Source organism: Actinomycetospora aurantiaca (genome assembly GCF_037401875.1).
Taxonomy (GTDB): domain Bacteria; phylum Actinomycetota; class Actinomycetes; order Mycobacteriales; family Pseudonocardiaceae; genus Actinomycetospora; species Actinomycetospora aurantiaca.
Genome location: NZ_JBBEGN010000007.1, coordinates 230,633 through 251,079 on the forward strand (window position 1 = coordinate 230,633; position 20,447 = coordinate 251,079).

At 72.6% G+C, this 20,447-nt stretch carries 21 protein-coding genes and 1 tRNA gene; 14 read left to right on the forward strand and 8 right to left on the reverse strand.

What is annotated here, in order from left to right:
- Positions 1 to 2 precede the first annotated feature (2 nt).
- On the reverse strand, positions 3 to 1,325 hold the full coding sequence (locus WCD74_RS16530) for an MFS transporter (protein ID WP_337695955.1): 1,323 nt from the start codon (positions 1,323 to 1,325) through the stop codon (positions 3 to 5).
- 126 nt (positions 1,326 to 1,451) lie between these two features.
- On the opposite strand from WCD74_RS16530, the gene WCD74_RS16535 reads away from it, so the two are divergent.
- Entirely contained in the window at positions 1,452 to 1,751 is a 300-nt protein-coding gene (locus WCD74_RS16535; RefSeq protein WP_337695956.1) for a hypothetical protein, read from the forward strand.
- Here WCD74_RS16535 and WCD74_RS16540 read toward each other — a convergent pair whose 3' ends face one another.
- Positions 1,752 to 2,066 (reverse strand): Rieske (2Fe-2S) protein, encoded by a 315-nt coding sequence (locus tag WCD74_RS16540; RefSeq protein ID WP_337695957.1) that lies wholly within the window; start codon positions 2,064 to 2,066, stop codon positions 1,752 to 1,754.
- Positions 2,067 to 2,180: 114 nt separating this feature from the next.
- On the opposite strand from WCD74_RS16540, the gene WCD74_RS16545 reads away from it, so the two are divergent.
- A complete protein-coding gene (locus tag WCD74_RS16545; RefSeq protein WP_337695958.1) occupies positions 2,181 to 2,834 on the forward strand; it encodes an endonuclease/exonuclease/phosphatase family protein in 654 nt (217 codons plus the stop codon).
- A gap of 3 nt (positions 2,835 to 2,837) precedes the next feature.
- Here WCD74_RS16545 and WCD74_RS16550 read toward each other — a convergent pair whose 3' ends face one another.
- Positions 2,838 to 3,764: a nicotianamine synthase family protein gene (locus WCD74_RS16550; protein ID WP_337695959.1), complete on the reverse strand. Its 927-nt coding sequence runs from the start codon at positions 3,762 to 3,764 to the stop codon at positions 2,838 to 2,840.
- 56 nt (positions 3,765 to 3,820) lie between these two features.
- Between WCD74_RS16550 and WCD74_RS16555 the strand changes: the two genes are divergently transcribed.
- The gene (locus WCD74_RS16555; RefSeq protein ID WP_337695960.1) at positions 3,821 to 4,165 is read left to right on the forward strand and encodes an ArsR/SmtB family transcription factor; all 345 of its coding nucleotides are present in this window, start codon (positions 3,821 to 3,823) and stop codon (positions 4,163 to 4,165) included.
- Between the two features lie 15 nt (positions 4,166 to 4,180).
- Here WCD74_RS16555 and WCD74_RS16560 read toward each other — a convergent pair.
- Positions 4,181 to 4,253 (reverse strand) — tRNA-Leu (locus tag WCD74_RS16560).
- A gap of 114 nt (positions 4,254 to 4,367) precedes the next feature.
- On the opposite strand from WCD74_RS16560, the gene WCD74_RS16565 reads away from it, so the two are divergent.
- The 8 genes from WCD74_RS16565 to WCD74_RS16600 all read left to right on the forward strand — a co-directional run bounded on the left by WCD74_RS16565 (position 4,368) and on the right by WCD74_RS16600 (position 12,589).
- Positions 4,368 to 5,126, forward strand: a complete 759-nt coding sequence (locus WCD74_RS16565) for a hypothetical protein (protein ID WP_337695961.1) — start codon at positions 4,368 to 4,370, stop codon at positions 5,124 to 5,126.
- A 177-nt stretch (positions 5,127 to 5,303) separates the two neighbouring features.
- The gene (locus WCD74_RS16570; protein WP_337695962.1) at positions 5,304 to 5,942 is read left to right on the forward strand and encodes an ANTAR domain-containing response regulator; all 639 of its coding nucleotides are present in this window, start codon (positions 5,304 to 5,306) and stop codon (positions 5,940 to 5,942) included.
- 137 nt (positions 5,943 to 6,079) lie between these two features.
- Entirely contained in the window at positions 6,080 to 7,285 is a 1,206-nt protein-coding gene (locus tag WCD74_RS16575; protein ID WP_337695963.1) for a branched-chain amino acid ABC transporter substrate-binding protein, read from the forward strand.
- 158 nt (positions 7,286 to 7,443) lie between these two features.
- Positions 7,444 to 8,664 carry a branched-chain amino acid ABC transporter substrate-binding protein gene (locus WCD74_RS16580; RefSeq protein ID WP_337695964.1) on the forward strand — a complete coding sequence of 407 codons (1,221 nt, stop codon included), beginning with the start codon at positions 7,444 to 7,446 and terminating at the stop codon, positions 8,662 to 8,664.
- A 157-nt stretch (positions 8,665 to 8,821) separates the two neighbouring features.
- Positions 8,822 to 9,766, forward strand: a complete 945-nt coding sequence (locus WCD74_RS16585; protein ID WP_337695965.1) for a branched-chain amino acid ABC transporter permease — start codon at positions 8,822 to 8,824, stop codon at positions 9,764 to 9,766.
- Positions 9,763 to 10,977, forward strand: coding sequence for a branched-chain amino acid ABC transporter permease (locus tag WCD74_RS16590; RefSeq protein WP_337695966.1), 1,215 nt, complete (start codon positions 9,763 to 9,765; stop codon positions 10,975 to 10,977). Before WCD74_RS16585 ends, WCD74_RS16590 begins: the two co-directional genes overlap by 4 nt.
- A 44-nt stretch (positions 10,978 to 11,021) precedes the next feature.
- Entirely contained in the window at positions 11,022 to 11,873 is an 852-nt protein-coding gene (locus WCD74_RS16595; RefSeq protein WP_337696014.1) for an ABC transporter ATP-binding protein, read from the forward strand.
- Positions 11,870 to 12,589 carry an ABC transporter ATP-binding protein gene (locus tag WCD74_RS16600; protein WP_444876344.1) on the forward strand — a complete coding sequence of 240 codons (720 nt, stop codon included), beginning with the start codon at positions 11,870 to 11,872 and terminating at the stop codon, positions 12,587 to 12,589. The genes WCD74_RS16595 and WCD74_RS16600 overlap by 4 nt, the downstream gene beginning before the upstream one ends.
- A 78-nt stretch (positions 12,590 to 12,667) precedes the next feature.
- On the opposite strand, the gene WCD74_RS16605 is transcribed toward WCD74_RS16600, so the two are convergent.
- Positions 12,668 to 13,108, reverse strand: coding sequence for a PaaI family thioesterase (locus WCD74_RS16605; RefSeq protein WP_373696088.1), 441 nt, complete (start codon positions 13,106 to 13,108; stop codon positions 12,668 to 12,670).
- A gap of 50 nt (positions 13,109 to 13,158) precedes the next feature.
- Between WCD74_RS16605 and polA the strand changes: the two genes are divergently transcribed.
- From polA to WCD74_RS16620, 3 genes are read left to right on the forward strand one after another with little or no spacing between them, the layout of a single operon-like run.
- Positions 13,159 to 15,912: a DNA polymerase I gene (polA, locus tag WCD74_RS16610; protein WP_373696089.1), complete on the forward strand. Its 2,754-nt coding sequence runs from the start codon at positions 13,159 to 13,161 to the stop codon at positions 15,910 to 15,912.
- A 52-nt stretch (positions 15,913 to 15,964) separates the two neighbouring features.
- Positions 15,965 to 17,455 carry a flavin-containing monooxygenase gene (locus WCD74_RS16615; RefSeq protein ID WP_337695968.1) on the forward strand — a complete coding sequence of 497 codons (1,491 nt, stop codon included), beginning with the start codon at positions 15,965 to 15,967 and terminating at the stop codon, positions 17,453 to 17,455.
- A complete protein-coding gene (locus WCD74_RS16620; protein ID WP_337695969.1) occupies positions 17,452 to 18,297 on the forward strand; it encodes an NAD(P)-dependent oxidoreductase in 846 nt (281 codons plus the stop codon). The genes WCD74_RS16615 and WCD74_RS16620 overlap by 4 nt, the downstream gene beginning before the upstream one ends.
- Positions 18,298 to 18,300: 3 nt before the next feature.
- Here the strand turns inward: WCD74_RS16620 and WCD74_RS16625 are convergent, their stop codons facing one another.
- Genes WCD74_RS16625 through WCD74_RS16635 form a run of 3 tightly spaced genes read right to left on the reverse strand, consistent with a single transcriptional unit; the run spans position 18,301 to position 20,325 of the window.
- Positions 18,301 to 18,456, reverse strand: a complete 156-nt coding sequence (locus tag WCD74_RS16625) for a hypothetical protein (protein WP_337695970.1) — start codon at positions 18,454 to 18,456, stop codon at positions 18,301 to 18,303.
- Positions 18,457 to 18,508: 52 nt separating this feature from the next.
- Positions 18,509 to 19,501: a GNAT family N-acetyltransferase gene (locus WCD74_RS16630; protein ID WP_337695971.1), complete on the reverse strand. Its 993-nt coding sequence runs from the start codon at positions 19,499 to 19,501 to the stop codon at positions 18,509 to 18,511.
- Positions 19,501 to 20,325: a class I SAM-dependent methyltransferase gene (locus tag WCD74_RS16635; protein ID WP_337695972.1), complete on the reverse strand. Its 825-nt coding sequence runs from the start codon at positions 20,323 to 20,325 to the stop codon at positions 19,501 to 19,503. The genes WCD74_RS16630 and WCD74_RS16635 overlap by 1 nt, the downstream gene beginning before the upstream one ends.
- Positions 20,326 to 20,447 lie beyond the last annotated feature (122 nt).

A 20,447-nucleotide genomic window follows, 5' to 3' on the forward strand; every position in this document is an offset into this window, starting at 1 on the left:
TCTCACGCCCCCGCCGGCACCGACCGGTCGTCGGGAACGCCGTCGACGAAGGCGTCCCGCTCGGCCGCGGGACGCTCGCGCATCGCCAGCACCGCGCCCAGGGTCACGAGCGCGAGCACGGCCATGTACGCCGAGACGGCCAGCGACGTCCCGGTGACCTCCACGAGGTAGGCCGACAGCAGCGGCGCGAACGCGCCGCCGAGCACGGCACCGAGCGCGTAGGCGAGCGAGGCGCCGCTGTAGCGCACGGCGGCCGGGAACATCTCGGCGTACGCGGCGGACTGCTGGCCGTAGGTCAGGCCGAGCGGGATCCCGAAGACCACGACGGCGAGCACCATGAGCCCGACGTTCGCGGTGTCCAGCAGCAGGAACAGCGGGAACGCCCAGGCGAGCAGCGCCAGGGTGCCCACGAGGTACACCCGCTTGCGCCCGACCCGGTCCGACCAGCGTGCGGCGTAGAGCGTCGCGAACCCCCACGAGATCGCGCCCGCGATGCCCACCAGCAGCATCGTCGCCGTCGACTTCCCGAGCGACCGGGTGCCGTACGAGGTGATGAACGCGATCAGCAGGTAGCCCGCCATGTTGTTCGCGACGAAGAGCCCGATGCCGATCAGCAGCTCGCGGGGGTGCTGCCGCAGGACGACGCCGAGCGGCGCGGACCGCCGGGCCCGGCGCTGCCGCAGCTCCTCGAAGACCGGGCTCTCGTCCACGCGGTAGCGGATCACGAACCCGACCCCGATCAGGACGATCGAGAGCAGGAACGGGATCCGCCAGCCCCAGTCGAGGAACTGCTCGCGGGTGGTGAGCCCGGAGACGGTGAAGAACACCGCGTTCGCGATCAGCAGGCCGATCGGCACGCCCAGCTGCGGGAAGGACCCGTAGTAGCCCCGCTTCCCGTGCGGCGCGTGCTCCACCGACATCAGCGCCGCGCCGCCCCACTCGCCGCCCGCGGAGACGCCCTGCAGGAGTCGCAGCACGACGAGCAGGATCGGCGCGGCGGCCCCGACCGAGGCGTAGGTGGGCAGCAGCCCGACCCCGACCGTCGAGAGCCCCATCAACAGCAGCGTCGCCACCAGGACGCCGCGCCGGCCCACCCGGTCGCCCAGGTGCCCGGCGAGGACCCCGCCGATCGGGCGCACCACGAAGCTGACGCCGATGGTCGCGAAGGAGGCGAGCAGCCCCGCCGTCGGGCCGAGCGGGGAGAAGAACAGCTGCCCGAACACCAGCCCGGAGGCCGAGGCGTAGATGAAGAAGTCGTACCACTCGATGGTGGTCCCGACGAGGCTCGCGCCGAGCACGCGGCGCACCTGGCGCTGATCGGACATCGACGTCCTTTCCCGACTCCAATACAGCACGCCGACAGGGTGGGCGCGGTCACCGTAGGCGAGCGGCGTTCCGTCCACCAGGGCGATGCCCACCGGACGGAAGGCGCCGTCCGTAGGGTCGGGTCCATGGCCACAGCGAGCAGGGGATGGGTGCGCCCGTGGGTGCAGCTCGTCGAGATCACGGTGTCCGCGCCCGTCGTCATCGGGGTGCGCACCGCCCGGCTCGTCGCCGGCGGATGGCCGCCGAGTGCCCGTGACCGCCGGGAGCTGACCCGGATGGTCACGGAGAAGGCGTCGGCGTTCGGGCAGGCGGGCTGGGTCGCCCTGAGCCGCCCGCCGACGGACACCGCCCGCTTCGTCGGCGACGTCCTGGCCCCGGTGCAGCGGGCCGTCCGGGGCAACCGGCGCCGCCTCACCCGGACCTGATCACCCCGCGTCGACCCACACCGCCCCGTCGTGGACCGTGCACGGGAACGTCGCCACCGGCTCGACCGCCGGGATGCCCCGGGCCTCGCCGGTGTGCAGGTCGAACGTCGACGCGTGGGCGGGGCAGACGATCTCGTCGTCCTCGGTGACGTGCCCCTCCGCGAGCGACTGGCCCTGGTGGGTGCACGTGTCCTGCACCGCGCAGGCCTCGTCGGGTCCGAGCAGCACCACGCAGATCGGCGTGCCGGCGAGCTCGACCCGGAACGGCTCACCCTCCTCGAGCTGGTCGACGTCCGCGATCGCTTCCTCGGCCATCGTCGTCCCCCTCCGGCGCCGTGGACGGTGGTTGCCCGGGCGGCCCTGCTGGTAGTCCTCCTCCTCACGGGGTGCGCTCCGGCGGCGCCCCCGCCCGCCGGCGGGCTGCGCGTGATGACGTGGAACGTCCTCACGGCCCGGTACGGCCCGGCGGACTGGGCCCCGGTGATCGCCGCGTCCCGACCCGACGTCGTGGGCCTGCAGGAGATCTGCGCCGCCGAGGCGACCACGCTGGCCGAGTTGCTGCGCCGCGACCACGGGCTGGACTACGTCGCGCTGCCGGGACCCGTCGTGCCGACCCCGGCCGAGGACGCGGCGCCGGTGAACGCGGCACTGCGACGGCCGTGCTCCGACCGCGGCCCGGTGACCTACGGGCTGGCGGTCCTGACCCGACGCCCGGTCGTCGGGTCGTCGGTGTCGTTGTTCGCCCCCGACCGCCGCGACGAGCAGCGCGGGTACCAGCGCGTCGACCTCGGGCCCCTCGTGGTGCTCAACGCCCACCTCGGCCTGAACGGGGTGGTCGGACCGCAGCTGGAGACGTTGGCGGGAGCGGTCGAGCAGCGACCGACCGTGGTGCTGGGGGACCTCAACGTCGAGGACGTCGGGCCGCTGCGCACGCTCACGTCGGCCGGGACCTTCCCGACGACGGGTGCGGGCGCGATCGACCACGTGCTGGTGCGGGGGCTCGGCGTCGTGTCCGCGGAGTCGCCGGGGACGTCGGTCTCGGACCACCGGCCCGTCGTCGCGGACCTCGCCGTGGAGCCGTAGCGGTCAGCTCGCGACGCGGGCGACGACCACGGAGTTCACCACGTCGGTGAACGGGTGGACGACGGACAGGGTCTCGAGGCCGGGGAGGTCGTGCGGGTCGAGCACCGGGTAGAGCAGGCCGCGCAGCGAGTGGGCGCTGCGGGCGAGCACGAGCGTGCCGGGCGCGAGACATCGGCCGAGGTGGGCGAGCAGCCGCTGCTTCGACGTCGGCTCCAGGCCAGCGAGGGCCGCGAGGTAGACCAGGTCGTAGCGCTCGAGGCCGTCCACGTCCTCGGCCTCGCCGGTGTGGAACCGGAGGCCCGTGCGCCCGAGGCTCGCCGCCAGCGCGTCGCCCAGGGCGGCCGCCTCCGGCTCGCGGTCGAGATTGTCGACCTCGCAGCCGTACCGCTCCGCCAGCAACATCGAGGTGAGCGGGAGCGGGCCGGAGCCGACGAACAGCACGCGCCGGGGGCCGTCGGGCACGAGGCCGGCGACCGCGTGGTGCTCGAGGCGGGTGAGGTCGACGTAGTTGCGGTGGTACGGGAAGCGCCCGAGCTCGGCCTGCGGGTCGGCGGCCTCGACGATCCGCCGGGCCCAGTGACGCTCGAGGGCGTACTCGCCGTCGGCGCAGAGTCGGCGCAGCTCGGGCAGGAGGGTCTCGACGGCGGGGTCGGCCAGGACGGCATCGGCCTCCCGGGCGGCCGCCGGCTCGATCGCGAGCGACACGAGCCGCCCGAACAGGCCGTTCGTCTCCGGACCGGGGGAGAGGTCGTCGCGCGCGGCGAGGGCACCGTGCAGCGCGCGGACCTCCGCCACGACCGTCCCGGCCCGCGACGACCCGGTCTCGGCGTGCCCGCACCCACGCACGGGCGGGCGCGCCGACCGGGGAGCGGGATGGTCGGCGTCGTGCGCGTGGCCGACGGGACGTCGGATCGGCGTCGGGCTCGTCATGATCGATCGACCTCCACGGTGGTGCCGGGCAGGTACCCGTGCCAACATACGTGCTCGTGTGCGCACAGGACAACGATGCAGCCGCCAGGAGGTGGCAACAGCTCCCGGCCGACGAACGCGTCGACGAGGTCGTCGAGGGGCTGCGCATGCTCGCCGATCCCACCCGGCTCCGTCTGTTGTGGCTGCTCTGCGGGGAGGAACTGGACGTGTCCTCGCTCGCCGAACGCCTCGGGGTGGCCCGTCCGGCCGTGTCCCAACACCTCGCGAAACTCCGCCTGGTGGGCCTGATCACCCAACGCCGCGAGGGGCGTCGGGTGCTCTCGCGGGCACGCGACCACCACGTCGGGGAACTCCTCGCCGACCTCGTCCACGACGCCGGACACCGGCTCGCAGCGCGGTGAGAATCGTTCTACGAGTGCCCCTGGTGGGATTCGAACCCACACTGCATGGATTTTGAATCCATCTTCTCTGCCGTTGGAATACAGGGGCCTACTCCGTTCGCCGGTCACCCGACGACGGCAGTCTACCGCCATCACGACCAGTGCCCCCGAGGAGGGTCGCACGCGTGGCGAGATTGTCGGACCTCGAAGGCAAACTCCGGCCATGTACAGCGAATCGCAGATTTCGGCCGCACTCGAACTCCATTCCGCCGGCCTGCACGCGACGGAGATCGGTCGCCGGCTCGACGTACCGAAGAGCACGGTGCAGTACTGGTGCCGTGGAGGGCGACGGGAGTTGCGTCGCCGGGAGCCGCCCTCGTGCCCCCGGTGCCACAGCCTTCCGCTGAACGAGTGGGAGTACGCCTATCTCCTGGGTGGCTACCTGGGGGACGGGCACATCACCACCGGCGAGCACAGATCCACCGTCCTCTGGCTCTACTGTGCCGACGACTGGCCCGGGGTGTCCGCCGAGTTCGCCGCGGCGATGGCGGCCGTCCTCCCCGACCGGTCGGTGCATCGGTCGCAGCGGACGGGGTGCCACGCGCTCCAGAGCCGCTCACGGCACTGGCTCTGCCTCTTCCCGCAGCACGGGCACGGCCTGAAGCACCGTCGCGAGATCGCGCTCGAACCGTGGCAGCAGGCCATCGTGGACGAGCACCCGGACCGATTCCTCCGTGGCCTGTTCCATTCCGACGGGTGCCGGATCATCAACTGGGCCACGAAGAAGACGTCCCAGGGCACGAAGCGCTACGAATACCCGCGCTACATGTTCTCGAACAAGTCCGAGCACATCCTCGCGATGTGCGAGGCCGCCCTGGACCGGTTGGACATCGCGCACCGACGGCCCCGGAAAGACCTCGTCTCGGTCGCGCGTCGACCTGCGGTCGGGCGCCTCGACGAGTTCGTCGGCCCCAAGTACTGACCGGCCACGGGCGTGTGATGGCGCCCTCATGGTGGCGCTCGTCGTCGACGGCGCCGCAGGTCGCGTGGATAGGCTGCACTGAATCGAGCCCGCCAGCCGGGACTCGGTGACCGGCCCGCCCCTCGGGGGAGACAGCGGGCGCCGGCCGGCGGCAGCGACGCGCACAGGAGGACCACCATGAGCCAGCAGGCCGCGGACATCGTCGCCGAGGTGGACACGGTGCCCGAGCCGCAGGAGACGCCGCGCGAGGCCCTGCGGGTCCTGGTCGCCGAGGACGAGGCGCTCATCCGGATGGATCTCGTGGAGATGCTCCGCGAGGAGGGGTACGACGTCGTCGGCGAGGCCGGCGACGGCGCGCAGGCGGTCGAGATGGCGCGGTCGCTGCGCCCCGGGCTCGTCATGATGGACATCAAGATGCCCGGCACCGACGGCCTGGAGGCCGCGAGCACCATCGCGCAGGAGCGCATCGCTCCCGTCGTCATGTTGACCGCCTTCAGCCAGCGCGAGCTCGTCGAGTCCGCCCGCGACGCCGGCGCGATGGCCTACCTGGTCAAGCCGTTCACCAGGACCGACGTCGTCCCGGCCATCGAGGTCGCCGCGAGCCGGTTCGCCGAGGTCAGCGCCCTCGAGAACGAGGTCGCCGAGCTGACCGAGCGCCTCGAGACCCGCAAGGCCGTCGAGCGCGCCAAGGGCCTGCTGATGTCCAAGAAGAAGATGACCGAGCCGGACGCGTTCCGGTGGATCCAGCGCACCGCGATGGACCGGCGCACCACGATGAAGGCCGTCGCGGACGCCGTCGTGGAGACGTTCGGCTGAGCAGGGGAGTGTCCGCCCGGAGACGGACACGGTGACGATGCGTCGTACCGCCACGTGAGTGACCCGGCTCGCTGACCTGCAGCAACGGCCGGACCCGAACACTGGCGTCACCTGATCGTGACCTACGGTGTCCGGCCATGAGGCGCAGCGCTGCTCTGGCAGCAGTGGCGGTGGCAGCGGCGTTCACCCTCACCGCGTGCGGCGCGGCCGGATCCTCGCCCGGGGCCTGCGACACCGACCAGGGGACGTTGACGCTCGGGCTCGTCGCACCGCTCTCGGGCGAGCTGGCGAGCGTCGGCGCCGGCATGCGCAACGGTGCCGATCTCGCGGTGCGTGAGGCCAACGACCAGTGCGCGGTCCCGGGCTACCGGCTCGTCCTCGACGCCCGCGACGACCGCGCCGATCCGGCGACGGGCGTAGAAGCCGCCCGGGCCCTGGTGGCGAACCCGGACCTGATCGGGGTCGTCGGCACGTACAACTCCTCGACCGCCCAGGCCGTGCAGCCGGTCCTCGGCGACGCCGGCGTGGTGCAGGTGTCCCCGGGCAACACGAACATCTCGCTGACGCGCGGGGCGAACCCGGTGACCGCGCCGCTGCGCCAGTACCAGACGTACTTCCGCGTGGTGGCGACGGACGCCGTGCAGGGCCCGCTCGCGGCGAACCACCTGGCGGCCACCGGCCGGACCCGGGTCGCGGTGGTCAGCGACGGCAACACCTACGGCGAGGGCATCGCGACCGAGTTCGTCAAGCAGTTCCAGACCCGGGGCGGGCAGGTCGTCCTGCGTCAGACCCTCCCGGCCGCCGCCCCGGCCGCGGCGCGGGACGCCGCGGTGGCCGCCGTCCGCGCCGCCCGCCCGCAGGCGGTGTTCTACGGCGGCGAGTACCCCGCGGGCGGACCGCTCTCCGAGGCGCTCGCCGGGGAGGCGGGGCCGGTGATGGGCGGGGACGGCATGGTGAACCCGGGCTACGCCGCCGCCGGGGGCCGCGAGGGCGACCTCGGCACCTCGGTGGGCGCACCGCCGGAGACGCTGCCCGGCGCCCGGGCGTTCGTGCAGGCCTACCGGCAGGCCGGGTACCGCGAGGACTTCGGCGAGTACGGCGCCTTCAGCTACGACGCCGCGAACGTCGTGCTCGGCGCCGTCGGCTCGGTGGTCACTGGTCGCGGTGGCGGAGAGTGGTCGACCGATCAACGACCCGCCGTCGACCAGGCGGTCCAGTCCTGGGACGCGGACGGCGTCACCGGGAACATCTCGTTCGACCGGTTCGGCGACGTCGGCTCCGACTCCGTAACGGTGTATCGGCTGGTCGGCGGCCGATGGATCCCTGAGCGTACCCAACCCTGAGCGGCTCCGCCGCGTGGCCCACCCGTCGCGCCACACCTCGCGTCACGGCTTCGACACCAGCTGGACGCCCGCTGTTCCTCGCGGTGATTTGGGTCTATGTTTCCCACCCGACCGGCGGAGTTTGGAACTTCAACGGTCGCTCTGCGAGCACATCATCCATGGAGGTTCGTTCAGTGGTCCGACGTCGGCTCGCCGCCGCAGGCGCCCTGGTCGCGGCAGCGGCCCTGGTGCTCTCCGGCTGCGCCAACCAGAGCGGGAGCGGTCCGGCGCAGACCAGCGCGGCCCCCGCCCCCGCCCAGCCGAACAACGCCGTCCTGCCCGCCGGTGACGGGCAGGGCCGGTGCGCCCCCGGCACCTCGATCGCCTACGTCGGCACCCTCGCCGGCCAGAACGCGGCCCTCGGGCAGGCGATCGCCAACGCCACCGAGCTGGCGGTCAACCAGCACAACCAGGCCAACCCGAACTGCCAGGTCACCCTGGTCAAGGCGGACTCGGGCGGCACGCCCGACACCGCGGTCGGCCCGACGCAGGCCGTGCTCAACAACCCGGCCGTCCTCGGGATCGTCGGCCTGCCGTTCTCCGGCGAGTCGAAGGCCGTCGGCCCGGCGCTCAACGCCGCGGGCCTGGTCAACATCACGCCGTCGGCCACGAACCCGGGGCTGACCGCCAACGGGTGGACGAACTTCTTCCGCGGTCTGGGCAACGACGCGGTGCAGGGCCCGGCCGCCGCCAAGTGGATGCAGCAGAAGTTCACCCCGCAGTCGATCTGCGTCATCAAGGACGACTCGGACTACGGCATCGGGCTGGCCCAGGCGGTCACCCAGGCGCTCGGCCCGCAGGTCGCCGCGTGCCAGGGCGACGTCAAGACCAACCAGAAGGAGTTCTCCGCGACGGTCGGCCAGGTGCAGCAGGCCAACCCGCAGGCGATCTTCTACGCCGGCTACTACACCGAGGCCTCGCCGCTGATCCAGCAGCTGCGTGACGCCGGCGTGCAGACGCCGTTCGTCGCGCCGGACGGCGTCAAGGACGAGCAGTTCGTGGTGAACGCGGCCGGCTCGGCCAACGGCTCGTTCCTCACCTGCCCGTGCGTCCCGCAGGAGGGCTTCACCGCCTTCACGCAGGCCTACCAGCAGGCCTACAACACCCCGCCGCAGACCTACTCCGCCGAGGCGTACGACGCCGCGACGATCCTGCTGCAGGGCATCGACAAGGGCGCCGCGGACCGTCCCGCGCTGCTCAACTTCGTCAGGTCCTACAACGGCCAGGGCCTGACGAAGCGCTTCCAGTGGCAGCCCAACGGCGAGCTGACCGACACCCCGGTGTACGTCTACCGGGTCGACGGCGACAAGATCGTCACGGATTCGCCGATCACCGGCTGATCACCACGTCGACGGCCGCGTCCGGGTCACGAGCCCGGGCGCGGCCGTCGTACGTCCGCTCCCTTCACCCCTCCCGGAGAGCGTCATCCACACCCTCACCGCAGTCACGGACCTGGTCGCCCAGGGCTCCGGGCCGTGGATCAACTTCGACGTCGGGTTGTTCCTCGACCGTTTCTGGGCCAATACCATCAACGGGCTCTCCTACGGGAGCATCTACGCCCTGGTCGCCCTCGGCTACACCCTCGTCTACGGGGTCCTCCAGCTCATCAACTTCGCCCACTCCGAGATCTTCGTGATCGGTGTGTTCGGCGTGTACTTCACGTTCCTCGCGCTCGGTTTCCAGCCCGGCCAGACCCCGAACGTCCCGCTCGCCGGCATCATCGCCAACCTCGTCCTCGCGGGCGCCGTCGGCATGATCCTCGCCGGGATCGCGGCGGTGATCCTCGAACGCGTGGCCTACCGGCCGCTGCGCAAGCGCAACGCACCGCGCCTCGCGTTCCTCATCACCGCGATCGGCGCGTCGTTCGTCATCCAGCAGATCTTCCGGATCACCCGCGGCTCCAACCCCGAGGGCACCATCCGGCTGCTCCCGCCCGAGCCGGTGTTCCGCATCTTCGGCGCGCCGGTCACCAACCTGCAGCTGATCATCATCGTCGCGGCGCTGGCGCTGTTCGTCGTCGCCGACACGTTCGTCAACCGCACGCGCCTCGGCCGCGGCGTCCGCGCCGTCGCCCAGGATCCCGCCACCGCCACGCTCATGGGGGTCAACCGCGAGCGCGTCATCATGATCACGTTCCTGCTCGGCGGCCTGCTCGCCGGCGCGGCGGCGCTGTTCTACCTCATGACGATCCCGCAGGGCGCGGTCTTCAACGGCGGCTTCCTGCTCGGCATCAAGGCGTTCGCCGCAGCCGTCCTCGGCGGCATCGGCAACCTGCGCGGTGCCCTGCTCGGCGGCCTGATCCTCGGCATCGCGGAGAACTACGGGCAGTCCCTGTTCGGCGGCGACTGGCGCGACGTGGTCGCGTTCGTGCTGCTCGTGGGCGTCCTGATGTTCCGGCCGACCGGGATCCTGGGCGAGTCGCTGGGGAAGGCGAGGGTATGACGACGACGGAATCCCGCCCGGCCCCGTCGTCGGGAACGGGGAAGTCCGGCCGGTTCGGCGAGTTGTCCCGCTGGTGGAACGCCCGCAGCCGGCCCCAGCAGTGGGGCCTGCTCGTGCCGGTCGCCGCGCTGATCTACCTGCTGCCGGTGCTCAACCCGCCGATCCTCACCACCGAGCCGGCGACGTCGTTCCCGATCGCGCTGTTCAACGCGGCGGTGTTCGCGCTGATCGCGATCGGCCTGAACGTCGTGATCGGCCAGGCCGGCCTGCTCGACCTCGGCTACGTCGGCTTCTTCGCCATCGGGGCCTACTCCGCCGCGGTGCTGTCCTCGCCGGACTCCGAGCTCGGTGTGCGCTTCCCGTGGCTGGTGATCGTGCCGATCGCCATGGTGATCACGATGATCTCCGGCGTCATCCTCGGGACGCCGACCCTGCGGTTGCGCGGGGACTACCTGGCGATCGTCACGCTGGGCTTCGGCGAGATCGTTCGCCTGCTGGCCGACAACATCGACCCGCTGCGCGGCAACCGGGGCTTCCAGGACATCGCGCGGCCCGGCGGGACCTACCCCGACGGCTCGCCGATCTTCACCCAGAACGACGCCCAGGGCTTCTACTGGCTCGCGGTCACGATCGTCATCATCGTCCTGTTCCTCATGGGCAACCTGGAGCGGTCCCGCGTGGGCCGCGCCTGGATCGCCGTCCGCGAGGACGAGGACGCCGCGGAGCTCACCGGGGTCCCGACCTACAAGTTCAAGATCTGGGCCTTCGCCATCGGCGCGGCGGTGGGCGGGCTGTCCGGCACGCTGTTCGCCGCCCAGGTCGGGTTCGTCAACAACCAGCGCTTCGACGTGACGACCTCGATCCTCTACCTCGCCGCGGTCGTCCTCGGCGGGCAGGGCAACAAGGTCGGCGTCATCGTCGGCGCGTTCCTGGTGTCCTACATCCCGGACCGCTTCCAGTTCGAGCCGGAGTACCGCTTCCTGGTCTTCGGCCTGGCGCTGATCATCCTGATGATCTTCCGGCCGCAGGGCATCCTGGGGATGCGCCAGCACCTGCTCGCCTACGGCAGGCAGGCGTACCAGAAACTGTTCGGAGCAGGGACGGGTGTGGCACCGACGTCGTTGACACCCTCGTCCAGAGCGGCGGGTGAGCCCGCCGAGGCCGTTCCCGACGACCGGTCCGGGTCGCGTCCGCAGGGAGGTGGCGAGTGAGTGCTCCCGTGCCCGACGAGGGCCTGCTCGAGGCGGTCGAGCACATGGACGCCGCGGAGCGCGCCGAGCACGAGGCGAGCGTCGCCGAGAAGGTCGCACCCGACCGGGAGATCGCGGTGTCGGCCGGGGAGACCCTGCTGGCCGTCGACGGCCTGACGGTCCAGTTCGGCGGTCTCACCGCGCTCGACGAGGTCTCCTTCGACGTGCGGCGCGGGGAGATCCTCGGCCTGATCGGCCCGAACGGCGCCGGCAAGACGACCTGCTTCAACATCGTCACCGGCGTCTACCGGCCCACCCGGGGCGACATCCGCCTCGAGGGGCAGTCGCTCGCCCGGATGAAGCGCTACAAGATCATCCAGGCGGGCGTGGCCCGGACGTTCCAGAACATCCGCCTGTTCGGGGCGATGACCGCGCTGGAGAACGTGGTCGTCGGCACGGACGCGCGGCACCGCACGTCGGTGCCGGGGGCGCTGCTGCGCCTGCCGCGGCACCGTCGGGAGGAGCGGGAGGCCGTCGACAAGGCGATGGCGCTGCTGGAGTTCGTCGGGATCGCCGACCGGGCCGCGGACAAGGCGACGTCGCTGCCCTACGGCGACCAGCGACGGCTCGAGATCGCCCGCGCGCTCGCGACGGAGCCGAAGCTGCTCTGCCTCGACGAGCCCGCGGCCGGGTTCTCCGCGGTGGAGAAGGACGCCCTGTCCGAGCTGATCCTGAAGATCCGGGACGACGGGTACACCGTGGTCCTGGTCGAGCACGACATGCGGGTGGTGCTGGGGGTGACCGACCGGCTCGTCGTCCTGGACTTCGGCCGCAAGATCGCGGACGGCGAGCCGGACGTGGTCCGCCGCGACCCGGCGGTCGTGTCCGCCTACCTCGGGACGGCGGTGGACGGGTGAGCCTGCTCGAGCTGCACGACGTGAACGTCGCCTACGGGCGGATCCAGGCGCTGCGCGGGATCACCCTGTCGGTCGAGGAGGGGCAGATCGTCTCGCTGATCGGGGCCAACGGCGCCGGCAAGACGACGACGATGAAGACCATCTCCGGACTGCTCGGCCTGCAGTCGGGGTCGATGACCTACGACGGGGCCGACCTGACGAAGGTCCGGGCCGACCTGCGGGTGCGGCGGGGGATCTGCCAGGTGCCCGAGGGCCGGGGGATCTTCCCCGGCATGACGGTGCTGGAGAACCTGGACATGGGCGGGTTCGTCCGCTCGGACCGGCGCTCGAAGGAGTTCGCCGACGACCAGGAGCGGGCCTTCACCTACTTCCCGCGCCTGGCCGAGCGACGGAACCAGGTCGGCGGCACCCTCTCCGGCGGCGAGCAGCAGATGCTCGCCATCGGGCGGGCGCTGATGGCCCGGCCGCGGCTGCTGCTGCTGGACGAACCCTCGATGGGTCTCGCCCCGCAGTTCATCCAGCAGATCTTCCGGGTCATCGAGGAGATCAACAAGGAGGGCGTGACGATCCTGCTGGTGGAGCAGAACGCCACGCAGGCGCTCGGGCTCGCCCACCAGGCCTACGTCCTCGAGACCGGGGAGGTCACCCGCTCCGGCCCGGGCTCCGAGCTGCTCGCGGACCCGACGATCCAGGACGCGTACCTGGGCGTCTCGTAGGGACCGGGACCGCACGAGCGGGTCGTTCGTCACGGAAGATCGTGATGGACGGCCCGTTCGTCGGTTCCGGGGACGGGCTCACGCCGACGGCGTGGCGTCCCGGTAGACGCAGGTGAGCTTCGCGGTGCAGACCCGCCGGCCCTCGTCGTCGCTGATCACGATCTCGAACGTGCCGACGGTCCTCCCGACCGACGCCGGCGTGCACACCGCGGTGACGTGCCCGGAGAGCGCCGAGCGGTGATGGGTGCAGGAGAGCTCCAGCCCGACGGGACGGCGGTCGCCGACGCGGTTCACGTACGCCGCGGTGGACCCGATCGTCTCCGCGAGCACCGCGCTGGCCCCGCCGTGCAGCAGCCCGAACGGCTGCCGGTTCCCCGCCACGGGCATCGTGCCCACCACGCGCGCCGGGTCCCACTCGGTGATCTCGATGCCGAGCTTCACGGCGAGCTGCTCGTCGGGGTACGCGACCTCGATCTCGGGGACGGCCTGCTGCTCGGGGGTCTGTGCCACGGGCAGCATGCTAGGAGCGACGGAGGAGGCTGTCGGACCCCCCTGGCAGACTCGGCGACGTGGCTGGGACGAGGACTGCGAGCAAGCCCGCGACGACGCCGGGGGACGAGGCCGGGGGCGCGCGGCTGCTGCTGCTCGACGGCCACTCGCTGGCCTACCGCGCGTTCTTCGCGCTGCCGGTGGAGAACTTCACGACGACGTCGGGGCAGAAGACCAACGCGGTCTACGGCTTCACCTCGATGCTGATCAACCTGCTGCGCGACGAGGCGCCCACGCACGTCGGGGTGGCCTTCGACGTGTCGCGGCAGAGCTTCCGCTCCGAGACGTTCGCGGCCTACAAGGCCAACCGCAGCGCGACGCCCGACGAGTTCCGCGGCCAGGTCGACCTGATCAAGGACATCCTCGCGACGCTGCACATCCCGGTGATCACGCGCGAGGGCTACGAGGCGGACGACGTGATCGCCACGCTCACCACGCAGGCGGTCGCCGAGGGGATGCAGGTGGCCATCTGCACCGGCGACCGGGATGCGTTCCAGCTGGTGAGCGAGCAGGTCACGGTGCTCTACCCGCGCAAGGGCGTGTCCGATCTCGCGCGCTACACCCCGGAGGCGGTCCTCGAGCGGTACACGCTCACGCCGGAGCAGTACCCGGACTTCGCGGCCCTGCGGGGCGACCCGAGCGACAACCTGCCGAGCATCCCGGGCGTGGGGGAGAAGACCGCCCAGAAGTGGGTGCGGGAGTTCGGCAGCCTCGACGCGCTCGTGGAGCGGGTCGACGAGGTGCGCGGCAAGGCCGGTGACGCGCTGCGCGAGCACCTGTCGTCGGTCGTGCTGAACCGGCAGCTGACCGAGCTGGTGCGCGACGTCGAGCTCGAGGTCGCCCCGGCCGGGCTCGAGGCGCAGGCGTGGGACCGCGACGCGGTGCACCGGCTGTTCGACGAGCTGGAGTTCCGGGTGCTGCGCGAGCGCCTCTTCTCGACGCTGCAGTCCGCGCAGCCGGAGGCCGACGAGGGCTTCGAGGTGCGCGGGGCGGCGCTGGAACCGGGCGCCGTCGGAGCGTGGCTCGACGCGCACGCCCGCGACGGCCATCGGGCGGGCCTGGGCTTCAAGGGCACCTGGTCGCACGGGACGGGCGACCTGGAGGGCGTGGCGATCGCCGCGGCCGACGGGGAGACCACCTACGTCGACGTCCGCGCCGTCACCCCGGAGGACGAGACGGCGCTGGCCGGCTGGCTGGCCGACCCCGAGGTGCCGAAGGCCGGGCACGAGATCAAGGGCCCGCTGCACGCGGTCCGCGAACGGGGCTGGCGCCTGGAGGGGGTCACCAGCGACACCGCGCTCGCGGCCTACCTGGCGCGGCCCGGTGAGCGCAGCTTCGACCTGGCCGACCTCGCGCTGCGGTACCTGCGCCGGGAGCTGCGGGTCGAGGAGCCCGAGTCGACGGGCGACCAGCTGACCCTCGACGGCGGCGAGGAGGAGGCCGACGCGACCCTCGCGCAGACCGAGATGCTGCGCGCGCGGGCGGTGGCCGACCTGGCGGACAAGCTCGACACCGACCTCGAGGAGCTGGGCGGCACCGCGCTGCTCACCGACCTGGAGCTGCCGCTGCTGGGGGTGCTGGCCGACCTCGAGGCCGCGGGCGTGGCCGTGGACGTCTCGGCGCTGCAGGACCTGGAGTCGCAGTTCGGGGGCCGGGTGCAGGCCGCGGCGCAGTCGGCGTACGACGTGATCGGCAAGGAGATCAACCTCGGTTCGCCGAAGCAGCTGCAGGTGGTGCTGTTCGACGAGCTGGAGATGCCGAAGACCAAGCGGACCAAGACCGGCTACACCACCGACGCCGACGCGCTGCAGACCCTGAACGAGTCCCACCCGCACCCGTTCCTGGAGCACCTGCTGGAGCACCGCGACGCGACGCGGCTGCGGGTCACGGTGAAGGGCCTGCTCGACTCGACCTCCGACGACGGGCGCATCCACACCACGTTCAACCAGACGATCGCCCGCACCGGCCGGCTGTCGTCCACCGAGCCGAACCTGCAGAACATCCCCGTCCGCACCGAGGCCGGCCGGCGCATCCGCGACACGTTCGTCGTCGGCGCCGACTCCGCCGACGGCGCGTACGCGGAGCTGATGACCGCGGACTACTCGCAGATCGAGATGCGGATCATGGCGCACCTGTCGGTCGACGCCGAGCTGATCGAGTCGTTCAAGTCCGGCGAGGACTTCCACTCGGTCACCGCGGCCAAGGTGTTCGGGGTCGCCGAGGACGCGGTCACGCCCGCCCAGCGGGCGAAGATCAAGGCGATGAACTACGGCCTGGCCTACGGGCTGTCGGCCTACGGGCTCTCCGCCCAGCTGCGGACCTCGACCGACGAGGCCAAGGAGCTGATGGAGGACTACTTCGCCCGGTTCGGCGGGGTGCGCGACTACCTGTTCCAGGTCGTCGACCGCGCGCGCAAGGACGGGTACACGTCGTCCATCCTCGGCCGGCGGCGCTACCTGCCCGACCTCACCAGCGACAACCGCCAGCGCCGCGAGATGGCCGAGCGGATGGCGCTGAACGCGCCGATCCAGGGCAGCGCCGCCGACGTCGTCAAGGTCGCCATGCTGGGGGTGCACGCGGCGTTGCGCGAGGAGGGGCTGCGCAGCCGGATGCTCCTCCAGGTGCACGACGAGCTGGTGCTCGAGGTCGCACCCGGCGAGCGCGAGCAGGTCACCGAACTGGTGCGCCGCGAGATGGGGGCGGCGTTCGACCTGGACGTGCCGCTCGAGGTGTCGGTCGGGTTCGGGCGGTCGTGGGACCAGGCGGCGCACTAGGCACGCCGTCGAGGACTGGTACGCGGCGGTACCGAGCGGTAGGATGGTACGTATGAGTACCGCGGGCGGGGGCACCCCCGAGCACCTGGATGTCGTCGTCGTCGGCGCGGGTCTGTCCGGGGTCGGCACCGCGTGCCACCTGCAGACCGAGCACCCGCAGCGGTCCTACGCGGTCCTGGAGGCGCGCGACGACCTCGGCGGGACCTGGAACCTCTTCCGCTACCCGGGGGTCCGCTCGGACTCCGACATGCACACCCTCGGGTTCCGCTTCCGCCCGTGGCCGGACTCGGTCGCGCTGGCCGACGGCCCGTCGATCCTGCAGTACGTGCGCGACACCGCGCGGGAGTACGGGGTCGACCGGCACATCCGCTACGGCCGCCGCGTCACCGCCGCCGCGTGGTCGAGCACGGAGCAGCGCTGGACCCTCTCGGTGAGCACCCCGGACGGCGAGGAGCAGCTGACCTGCTCCTTCCTGCTGTGGTGCTCCGGCTACTACCGCTACGACCAGGGCTACACCCCCGACCTGCCGGGCCTGGAGCGCTTCGGCGGCACCGTCGTGCATCCGCAGCACTGGGACCCGGGGCTCGACTACGCCGGCAAGCGGGTGGTCGTGATCGGGTCCGGCGCCACCGCGGTCACGCTCGTCCCCGCCATGAGCCAGGGGGAGGGGCGCGCCGCGCACGTCACCCAGCTGCAGCGCACGCCCAGCTACGTGCTCGCCATCGGCCGCACCGATCCGGTCGCCGAGACGCTGTCGAGGTGGCTGCCCGCTCGCGTCGCCGACCCGATCGTGCGGGCCAAGAACATCGCGCAGCTGATCGCGCTGTACCAGGTCTCGCAGCGCTTCCCGGGCTTCATGCGCGGCGTGCTCCGCAAGCAGGTCGCCGCGCAGCTGCCCGAGGGCTACGACGTCGACACCCACTTCAACCCGCCGTACGACCCGTGGGACCAGCGCATGTGCATGGTCCCGAACGGCGACCTGTTCAAGGCCATCAAGCGCGGCGACGCCGACATCGTCACCGACCACATCGAGACCTTCACCGAGACCGGGATCCGGCTGCGCTCCGGGCAGGAGCTCGAGGCCGACATCGTCGTGACGGCGACCGGGCTGAACCTGCAGATGTTCGGCGGCGCGAACCTGACCGTCGACGACGAGCCGGTGACGCTGCCCGAGACGATGGCCTACAAGGGCATGATGCTCTCCGGCGTGCCGAACCTGGTCTTCATGATCGGCTACACGAACGCCTCGTGGACGCTCAAGGTCGACCTCGTCGCCGAGTACTTCTGCCGCCTGCTGCGGTGGATGGACCAGCACGGGAAGGCCGTCGCCGTGCCGGAGCGCGATCCCGCCGTCGAGGAGCGGCCGCTGCTCGACTTCGACGCGGGCTACGTGCAGCGCTCGATCCACGAACTGCCCCGGGGCGGCGACCGCAAGCCGTGGACCCTCGCGATGAACTACGCGATCGACGCGGTCACCCTGCGCCGCGGCAGCATCGAGGAAGGCATGCGCTTCGAGCCCGCCCGGTCCACCGTGGGCGTGTGACCACACTCGGCGTCCACGCGCCCGGAGCCATGGGCGTCGCCCTCGCCCGCTGTCTGCGGGCGGGGGGCCACGAGGTCCTGACGACCGCGACCGGGCGCTCGGCCGCGACGGCGCGCCGCCTGGCCGACGCCGGGCTGGACGACGCCGGGTCGCTCGACGCGGTCGTCGCAGGGGCCGAGGTGCTCGTCAGCGTCGTGCCGCCCGGCCGCGCGGGGGAGGCGGCGCGGGAGATCGGGACCGCCTGCGGCCGCACCGGTGCCCGCCCCCTGGTGGTGGAGGCGAACGCGGTGTCGCCGGGGACGGTCGCCGCCATCGCGGACGACCTGCCCACCGACCTGGTCGACGCGGCGATCTCCGGCCCGCCGCCCGCCCCGGACGCGGAGCAGGCGACCCGGGTGTTCCTGTCCGGCGCCCGCGCCGACGAGGTCGCCGCGCTCACCGTGCCCGGGGTCGGGTGGGTCGCCCTGGGCGCGGAGCCGGGCGCCGCGAGCGCCGCGAAGATGTGCACCGCCTCGGTGCGCAAGGGCTTCACCGGGCTGCTGGCCCAGGCGCTGCTGACCGCCGGGCACCACGGCGTCGTGGACGCGGTCGTCGAGGACCTGCGGCTGGACTTCCCCGCCGCGGGGGTGCGCCCGGCCGCCGTCGCAGCCACCAAGGCGTGGCGGTTCGTCGACGAGATGACCGCGATCGCCGACACGCAGGCCGGCGCCGGGCTGCCCCGGGAGCTCTTCGACGCCTTCGCACGCGTCTACGCCGACCTCGCGACCAGCCCCTACGCCGACCACCGGCCGGAGGACCTGCCGGACGGACCCGACGTCGGGAACCTGCGTCCGCGCCGGTGAGGGTCAGGTCTGCGGACCGTGCAGCGGGCAGAGCGGGTCGACGAACGCGCCGTCGGTGTTGAACAGCACCGAGCACCGGCAGCCGAACCGCACCGCGTCCGGCGCGCCGGGCGCCATCGCCGGGTCCACCGCCGCGGCCTTCCTCGCGAGCTCGTCCATGCCGTGGCCAACGAGGCCTGCACCGCCCGGGTGACGCCGTTCGGGTGATGGGTCACAGCCCGCGCAGGCCCCCGGCGGGACGAACCTCCCACAGCGTCCACAACGGACGGTAGCCGGCCCGGGGCCAGAAGACCGACGACAGCGGGTTGGGCGGGTTGTAGTAGAGGTACGTGCCCCGCGGAGGGACGTCCGAGGTCGCGGCGTCGAGCTCGGGCAGGGCCGCCGCGAGCAGCTGGTGCCCGACGCCGCTCCCGCGTTCGGCCGCGGTTACCGACGCACAGTTGACGTAGCCCCAGGCGCCCTCGGGCAGCAGGCCCGCCAGCCACGTCCCCGGGGTGGACTCGGCCCGGCCGCACTCCATCATCCCCACCGCCCGGCCGCGGCGGAGGGCGATCCAGGTCGGCTCACCGCGCCCGAGCCGGTCGCGGATGACGGTCCGCTTCACCGCCTCGGCATCGGCGCGGACCACCGAGCCGCCGACCTGGCTGGAGTAGGCCAGCTCCTCCAGCGCCAGGCGCACGCACGCGTCGACGTCGCCGTCGTCCGCGCGGCGGATCTCGAGGCCCGCATCCGGTGGCGGTGACGCCACCGCCCCGGGCGGGCGCACGGCGAGGACCGCGAGGGGGACGAGGCCGTGGTCGAGGAAGACCCGCGTGGCGACGACGTCGCGGCTGGGCCAGGTCACGGTGGCCGCGGAGTCCGGCTCGCGGAGCACGGCGGGCAGCATCCGGCCCCGCCACGCCTCGACCAGCGCGTGCAGCGGGGCGTGCCCGGCCGCCCCGACGACCGGGTGCAGCTCGGAGACCTGCGCCGCCGACCACAGCAGCGGGCCGCTGCCGGCGGGCCAGCTGTGGTGGGTGATGACCCCGGCGACCCGGTGCGGCGGCGTCCCGACGACCACGATGTCCCCGGGCGGCGGCGCGGCGGCCTCGGGCAGGCGGGGGTCGAGGGCCGCGAAGCGTCCGCGCTGGACCGCGAGGAGCTCCGCGAGGACCTGGGCCGGGGTCTCCGGGGCAGGCGGTGCGGCGTGCCGGGGGCGGGCCATCAGCCCGGCAGCCGGCAACGGAAGATCGCGGTGCCGGGGAAGAGGGCGCCGCGCAGCGGGGACCACTGGCCCCAGACCTCCGTGAGGCCGGCCGGCCACTCCGGTTCGACGATCCCCTCGAGCACGAACCCGGCGTCGACGATCTCGGCGACCCGGTCGCCGACGGTGCGGTGGTGCTCGACGTAGCTGGCCCGGCCGTCGTCGTCGAACTCGGCGTAGCCGGTGCGGTCGAAGTAGGAGTGGGCGACCGTGAGGCCGTCCTCGCCCGGATCGTCGGGGAAGATCCAGCGCAGCGGGTGGTTCACCGCGAAGACCCACCGCCCGCCCGGCCGGAGCACCCGGGCGACCTCGCGCATCAGGGCGGCGGTGTCGGCCACGAAGGGCACGGCGCCGAAGGCCGAGCAGGCGATGTCGAACCCGCCATCGAACCCCCCGCCGTCGGACCCCCTGGCGGACCCGCCGTCGGGAAAGGGCAGGTGCGAGGCGTCCGCCTGGACCAGGGGCACCGACACGCCCGAGCGGGCCGAGGCCGCCCGCGCCTGGCGCAGCATCCCCGCCGAGAGGTCCAGGCCGACCGCGTGGGCCCCGCGGTCGGTCAGCCAGCGCGCGCAGGACGCCGCGCCGCAGCCGACCTCGAGGACGCGCCGGCCCCGGACCGGACCCAGCAGCTGCGCGTCCGCCTCCCGCAGGCGCTCCGGGCACCAGACGAAGTCGGCGTCGCCGAGGAACGCGCCGTGCTCGGCCTGGTAGGCGGGCGCGTCGGCGTCCCACCAGGAGCGGGAGGCCGCCACGGACTCCTCCCCGCCCACGGCGTCGACGCTCATGGGCGGCATCCTGACACGCGCGCGCGAGACGCCCGACACGCCGGGCCGCGGGGGAGGTCTGACCCGTTTGCCGCCCACGAGATCGAGTGGATACGATGGTGTTCCACGTCAGTGGTCTCGCC

Excerpts from the sequence above, each read along its gene's own strand:
- WCD74_RS16530 (WP_337695955.1), bottom strand. The coding sequence starts at position 1,325 with ATGTCCGATCAGCGCCAGGTGCGCCGCGTGCTCGGCGCGAGCCTCGTC.
- WCD74_RS16535 (WP_337695956.1), top strand. The coding sequence starts at position 1,452 with ATGGCCACAGCGAGCAGGGGATGGGTGCGCCCGTGGGTGCAGCTCGTC.
- WCD74_RS16540 (WP_337695957.1), bottom strand. The coding sequence starts at position 2,066 with ATGGCCGAGGAAGCGATCGCGGACGTCGACCAGCTCGAGGAGGGTGAG.
- WCD74_RS16545 (WP_337695958.1), top strand. The coding sequence starts at position 2,181 with ATGACGTGGAACGTCCTCACGGCCCGGTACGGCCCGGCGGACTGGGCC.
- WCD74_RS16550 (WP_337695959.1), bottom strand. The coding sequence starts at position 3,764 with ATGACGAGCCCGACGCCGATCCGACGTCCCGTCGGCCACGCGCACGAC.
- WCD74_RS16565 (WP_337695961.1), top strand. The coding sequence starts at position 4,368 with ATGTACAGCGAATCGCAGATTTCGGCCGCACTCGAACTCCATTCCGCC.
- WCD74_RS16570 (WP_337695962.1), top strand. The coding sequence starts at position 5,304 with ATGAGCCAGCAGGCCGCGGACATCGTCGCCGAGGTGGACACGGTGCCC.
- WCD74_RS16575 (WP_337695963.1), top strand. The coding sequence starts at position 6,080 with ATGAGGCGCAGCGCTGCTCTGGCAGCAGTGGCGGTGGCAGCGGCGTTC.
- WCD74_RS16580 (WP_337695964.1), top strand. The coding sequence starts at position 7,444 with ATGGAGGTTCGTTCAGTGGTCCGACGTCGGCTCGCCGCCGCAGGCGCC.
- WCD74_RS16590 (WP_337695966.1), top strand. The coding sequence starts at position 9,763 with ATGACGACGACGGAATCCCGCCCGGCCCCGTCGTCGGGAACGGGGAAG.
- WCD74_RS16595 (WP_337696014.1), top strand. The coding sequence starts at position 11,022 with ATGGACGCCGCGGAGCGCGCCGAGCACGAGGCGAGCGTCGCCGAGAAG.
- WCD74_RS16605 (WP_373696088.1), bottom strand. The coding sequence starts at position 13,108 with ATGCTGCCCGTGGCACAGACCCCCGAGCAGCAGGCCGTCCCCGAGATC.
- WCD74_RS16615 (WP_337695968.1), top strand. The coding sequence starts at position 15,965 with ATGAGTACCGCGGGCGGGGGCACCCCCGAGCACCTGGATGTCGTCGTC.
- WCD74_RS16625 (WP_337695970.1), bottom strand. The coding sequence starts at position 18,456 with ATGGACGAGCTCGCGAGGAAGGCCGCGGCGGTGGACCCGGCGATGGCG.
- WCD74_RS16630 (WP_337695971.1), bottom strand. The coding sequence starts at position 19,501 with ATGGCCCGCCCCCGGCACGCCGCACCGCCTGCCCCGGAGACCCCGGCC.
- WCD74_RS16635 (WP_337695972.1), bottom strand. The coding sequence starts at position 20,325 with ATGAGCGTCGACGCCGTGGGCGGGGAGGAGTCCGTGGCGGCCTCCCGC.